Raw genomic sequence first — 5,304 nt, 5'->3', positions numbered from 1 at the left:
AGCGCCTTCGAGGCCATCCACCGCGCCCTCACCGGCAACCTCTGGATGCCCCCCATCGCGCAGACCGACTGACCAGTACCTCTCACACACCGTCACCGGTCAACTGCATTCCTTCTGAATGCTTACCTAACTGTTGCGTACCCGGTCGCCTTGGACGAAGCTGGACGCAACTCGTCATCGAGCACAGGTCCGGTACGGGCGGGGCTCGGCCACCGCCCACGTCACACCCGCGGTGGGTGCGGTCGGTCGGCTACGGCTCCGTTTAGCTCGCGGCTGGTGATCCTCGCCTCACAATCCTCCAAAGTTCGGAGTATCCATCTACCGATGGGATCCGTCCATCATGATCCGTTCTGGGAGCACCGGGCCCGAATCACCGGTAACTCCGTCCTGGGCTCCTGTCGTCTTCGTGCTGGACGACAGAGGAGTACTCACCAGTTGGAGTTCGGGCGCCCAGCAAATGCTCGGATACCAAGCCCAAGAAGTCGTGGGCAGTTCCGCCCTGGAACTGCTCGCGATGCCACAAGACCTGGCCACAGTCTCGGCTACGCTCCAGCGGCTCAGGGCGCAGGGAGGCGGGCGCGGAAGGGTCGCCCTCCGGGCCCGCGACGGCCGTGTGATCCCAGTAGAAGGAGATGTCTGCCCGTTGGTCGGACCCGGCGGCCAGCCAGGCTGGCTCGCCCTGGCCGATGAGGCCCATCTGGGTTCCCGACGGCCGGGTGGCATAGCACTGAAGCATGAGGAGCTCGCTGCGCGGTCGCCGGTGGGCATGGCAATTCTGGATGCCGAGTTGCGATACGTATGGCTCAATGACGCCTTGGTGCACGGTGGCGGAGTGTCTCGAGAGGAGTCGGTGGGGCAGCGCTGGGGTGAGTTGCAGCCGGGCCTGGGCACCGAGGTCGCGAGAACACACATGCAGCGGGTACTGGAGACCGGCCAACCGATGATCGATTTCGAGTTCCACGGACAGACGCGGGCCGATCCTGGCCAGGCGCGAACGTTCTCGATGTCGGCCTACCGCCTGGACGCCCCGCCGGGAGAAAGGCCGGGTCTCGCCTTTCTCGTGCTGGATGCCACCGATCGTTGGCAGGCCAAAGAACGTCTGGCTCTATTGAACGAGGCGGGTGCCCGGATCGGCACGACCCTGGACGTCATGTGTACCGCACAGGAACTGGCGGATGTCGCTGTGCCCCGGTTGGCGGACTTCGTAACCGTCGACCTCCTCGAATGGGTTCTGCACGATGCAGGACAGCCCTCGTCCGCAGCCGCCGGTGGCACGCTAATCCGGGCGGGCCAGCAGCCAGCCCGCGGATGCCGCCAAGGGTCAGCGGTCGCCGTCGGCGAGCAGCCTTCGTACGGCCCCTCCTCTCCTGCCGAGCGCTGCCTGATTGATGGCCAGGCCATGGTGACGAACGACTGCAGCCCCACCCCTGCACAAGATCTCGAGGCGGGGAGTGGAGCGGCAATGACCCTCCCGCTCAGGGCCAGAGGCGCCATCCTGGGTGTGGCGACCTTTCTGCGCCAGCCATCCAGGGCCCCGTTCGAGGAGGACGACCTCCTCCTGGCGCAGGAGCTCGTCTCCCGCGCGGCCGTCTGCTTGGACAACGCCCGCCGATATACCCGTGAGCGCGCCACCGCAACGGCTCTGCAGCGCAGCCTTCTACCCCACCACTCGCCGGAATCGAGCACCCTGGCGGTCACCTCCCGCTATCTACCGATCGACGCGCAACACGGGGTCGGCGGCGACTGGGTCGACGTCATCCCCCTGTCCGGAGCCCGCACCGCACTCGTCGCGGGTGATGTCGTCGGACACGGCATCCAAGCGGCCGCCACCATGGGACGGCTGCGCAGCGGCGTACACGCGCTAGCGGCACTCGACGTCCCCCCCGACGAACTCCTCGCGCATCTCGACGATCTGGTCATCCGTCTCGCCGAGGAGGTGCCTGCCGAAATGGACGGCCCCGCTGCCACCTGCGTGTACCTGGTCTACGATCCCGCCAACCGGCAGTGCATCATGGCCCGCGCCGGACACTTTCCACCGGCGTTGGTGAGTCCGGACGGTACTGTCTCCTTCGCCGACTTGCCTGCAGGCCCCCCTTTGGGATTGGGCGGCCTTCCTTTCGAGTCGGCCACCTTCGATCTTCCTGACGATACTGTGATCGCGCTGTATACAGACGGGCTGCTGGAGGCCCACGACCGAGACCTGGACGCCGGTGCGGTGCAACTCGAAGAAGCCCTCGCGCATCCCCAGGATACCCTCGATGACCTGTGCCAGCGCGTAGTCGACGCGCTCCGAACCGGGCCGCAACACGACGACATCGCGCTGCTCCTCGCACGCACCCATGGCCTGAACGCTCATCAACTCGCATCCTGGGACCTATCCAGCGACCCTGCCCTCGTGGCCCACGCCCGCGCCTTGGCGACGGCTCAACTGGACATCTGGGGGCTCAATGAGCTAGAGCCCAACACTGCACTTGTCGTCAGCGAACTGGTCACCAACGCCATCCGGTACGGCACCGACCCCATTCGATTGCGCCTGATCTACCATCACACGCTGATTTGCGAAGTCTCGGATGGCAGCAGCACGGCCCCACACCTGCGACACGCGCGCACCACGGACGAGGGCGGACGCGGTCTCTTCCTCATCGCCCAACTTACTGACCGGTGGGGCACCCGCCATGCAGCTGCCGGGAAGACAATTTGGGCCGAACTGAATTTGCCGGCGTTGTCAACTTGGGGGAAGCGACCACCCAGGATGGCGGTCACCCGGACCCACAAGGATCCCAAGGCAAGATCATAATGTCGGGATCCGCTTCACCCCCGGGGACGAAAGTCCCCGAGCGTAAGGCCGTTCGACTCTTCTGCCCCAACGTCAGCCGCGGGCGGGTCCACTCGTCCCGTACCGGGCGGCCACGGCCGGCACGGGACGAGCGGGACACGAGAGTGGGACGTTCCCCGGGCCGTTCTTCCCGGCAGCTGGGGGGGGCGCGGCCCGGTTCGCGGGGGATGTGTGGCGCTGTGCGCGGCCGTGCGGACACCGTTCGTCGGGGCGGCCTGTCATCTCATGGTCGCCATTCCCGGTTCGGTGGGGGGGCGCGATTGTGGCCAGGTGGTGGTGCTGTGGGCGCGTTGTTCGAGGAGTCTGCGGAATCCGGCGGTGCTGTAACGGGCGGGAAGACACGAGACGGGGCCGGGGATGCCCGCGACCTGGGCCATCACGCGTCGAGGTTGAGGCTGCCAACCCGTGACCGTGACGCGCAGCCCTTGTCTTTCGGCCTCGCGGTGCAGGTCGAGCAGGAGCAGCAGGCCGTGAACGTCCATCTCGGACACTCGGTGGAGATCGACGAGCAGAACTCGGGACCGGGCGGGAAACGCGTCCAGGCAATCCCGTGGCGCCGGTTCGACGCCGCCGTCCAGGGTTCCGCTCACGCTGAGCATGACGACGCCTGCACCCCGGCTCCACGCCTCGACACCGTACGACAAGACAGACACCCCTCCTTCTTCCGTGTCACGGGCCCGAGACCCGGATCCGTTCTCTTCGATGCCGCCCCGACCACCACCCCGGCGGCCGGCGCCCCGGGCGTCGGATCCGGGCACGAGTGCGGCATCCCGGGCACTACCCGGGGAACACGCCCTCGCCGGAATCCGGATACCCCGACCTACCCGCCGAAGCCGGACTCGACGTGAAGGGCGGCAGGGAGGTTGACCGATGCTGTTTTCGTCCGGTCAACGAGGCGCCGGGGAAACGGTTCCCGTTCCCGTCGAGGTTTCCCGCCGCAGGGTGGGCCGTGACACGTACATACGGGTGACATCGCCGGCAATCGTGGGTGTGGCGGTTGGTGGAGCCCGCGCGGGTCGGTGTCTCCTGGTGGCGAGCGGTCGCGGCTTTCCCGGCAGGATGGCGGCGATTCGAAGCCCCCGCCCCGGGCCGCCGTCACACAGCAGGCCCGGGGCGAGCGGCCACCCACGCCCCCCAGCCAACCCCCACGCCTGACGCTGCGGCCTTCCTCCAACGGCTCCACCATCGCCGGCCACCGGCCCGCACCCGCGAACCCATGCCGGCGCGAACCGCGCCCGCCCCGAACCCGCCTCGCCCGCGAGATACGAGTGCGACCGGGCACGCGACGCGATGCAGACCGTCCCCCAATGGCGGGCACGGGAGAGACCCGGCGGTACACCACACCAAGATCACGATTCGCGACAAAGTCGAGGGATTGGAGTCCGCTGCTCTATCCGGCTGAGCTACCACCCCGAGCCCCCGGACGGGGACCCGGCGTCGCGATGACCGGCCCTGGCTCCGCCTCCAGTAGGCGGTAGAGCGTGCCGCCCCCGCGTGGGGTGGGTGGGACTTGAACCCACGACCGACGGATTATGAGTCCGCTGCTCTGACCAGCTGAGCTACCACCCCACCACCCCTGATTAGAACATCCAGTCGATCACTTGTCCTGCCGCGGACCCGGTGCCCTTCCTCCGGCCTGCGATCATGCGACTGCTGGACGAACGGCCCTCAGGACCGGAGCCCGGCACGGACCGCGCGGCACACGGATCACTTCACACGCCCCGCCTCCGCGCGGCCCGTCACCTGCCGGTGTCCCAGCCGGGACTCCGGGCACTCCGGCGCGCAACCCGCCCGTTCTGCCGGCCCGCGCACGCCCCGCGCCCCGCCCGGCCCTCCCGGGTCCCGGGAGTTGTCCGCTGTGCGGCTCTCAGCTGGTGTGCGGGAGTTGCCGGGCGCGCCGGCGGGCTGCCGTCTGGGCTCTGCGGCTGCGGTGCGCCGCGATGCCGCACTCGGCGGGCGTGCCGGCGGTGAGTTGCCCGTGGCATCTTTGGATGGCCTGGTCGACGGTGAGGGTGATGCGCGGGCGCTTGCGGGCGCGGATCGCGGCGACAGGTCTGAGTACTCATACCGAGCCGGGCCGCCAGGAAGCCGGTGGGCCAGCCCGGCTCCGCGAGTTCCTGTAGGCACGCGGCGCTCGCGTGGGACGGGATCAGTCCTGGATAGCGGCGCGCTCGGGACCGACCGGCCAGGGACACGCCCAGGATGGCCTCGGCAGTGGTGCGGTGGACCTGCGGCCGCCGGTCCGCGGGCAGCCGCAGGAGACGGCGTACGAGGGTGACCGAAACCCCCGAGAGCGCGGCGATGTCACCAGCCGACAGCCCCGCGTCACGCAGCAGGACAGCCCTAGTGCTGCACCGCGAAAGTTCGTGGAGGGGGGTTGGGCCGGTCAGGCCGGGCTGCCGAGGTAGAGGGTGCCGGCGCAGGTAAGGCAGTCCTCGGGACTGCCGATGGGGAGGCCGGTGGGGAGG

At 68.7% G+C, this 5,304-nt stretch carries 2 protein-coding genes and 1 tRNA gene; 1 reads left to right on the top strand and 2 read right to left on the bottom strand.

The window, feature by feature from the left end:
* Positions 1 to 340: 340 nt before the first annotated feature.
* The gene (locus tag OTB19_RS41415) at positions 341 to 2,797 is read left to right on the top strand and encodes a SpoIIE family protein phosphatase (protein WP_267804030.1); all 2,457 of its coding nucleotides are present in this window, start codon (positions 341 to 343) and stop codon (positions 2,795 to 2,797) included.
* 257 nt (positions 2,798 to 3,054) lie between these two features.
* Here OTB19_RS41415 and OTB19_RS41410 read toward each other — a convergent pair whose 3' ends face one another.
* Together OTB19_RS41410 and OTB19_RS41405 are read right to left on the bottom strand one after the other, a co-directional pair.
* Positions 3,055 to 3,480 (bottom strand): STAS domain-containing protein, encoded by a 426-nt coding sequence (locus tag OTB19_RS41410; protein ID WP_267804029.1) that lies wholly within the window; start codon positions 3,478 to 3,480, stop codon positions 3,055 to 3,057.
* 851 nt (positions 3,481 to 4,331) lie between these two features.
* Positions 4,332 to 4,405, bottom strand: a tRNA-Ile gene (locus tag OTB19_RS41405).
* Between the last annotated feature and the right edge of the window lie 899 nt (positions 4,406 to 5,304).

Origin of the sequence: Streptomyces sp. H27-H5 (assembly GCF_026627505.1) — a bacterium.
Lineage (GTDB): Bacteria > Actinomycetota > Actinomycetes > Streptomycetales > Streptomycetaceae > Streptomyces.
This window is presented reverse-complemented; position numbering and strand designations above follow the sequence as displayed.

Coding starts and splice junctions, on each gene's coding strand:
- OTB19_RS41415 (WP_267804030.1), top strand. CDS start 341: ATGATCCGTTCTGGGAGCACCGGGCCCGAATCACCGGTAACTCCGTCC.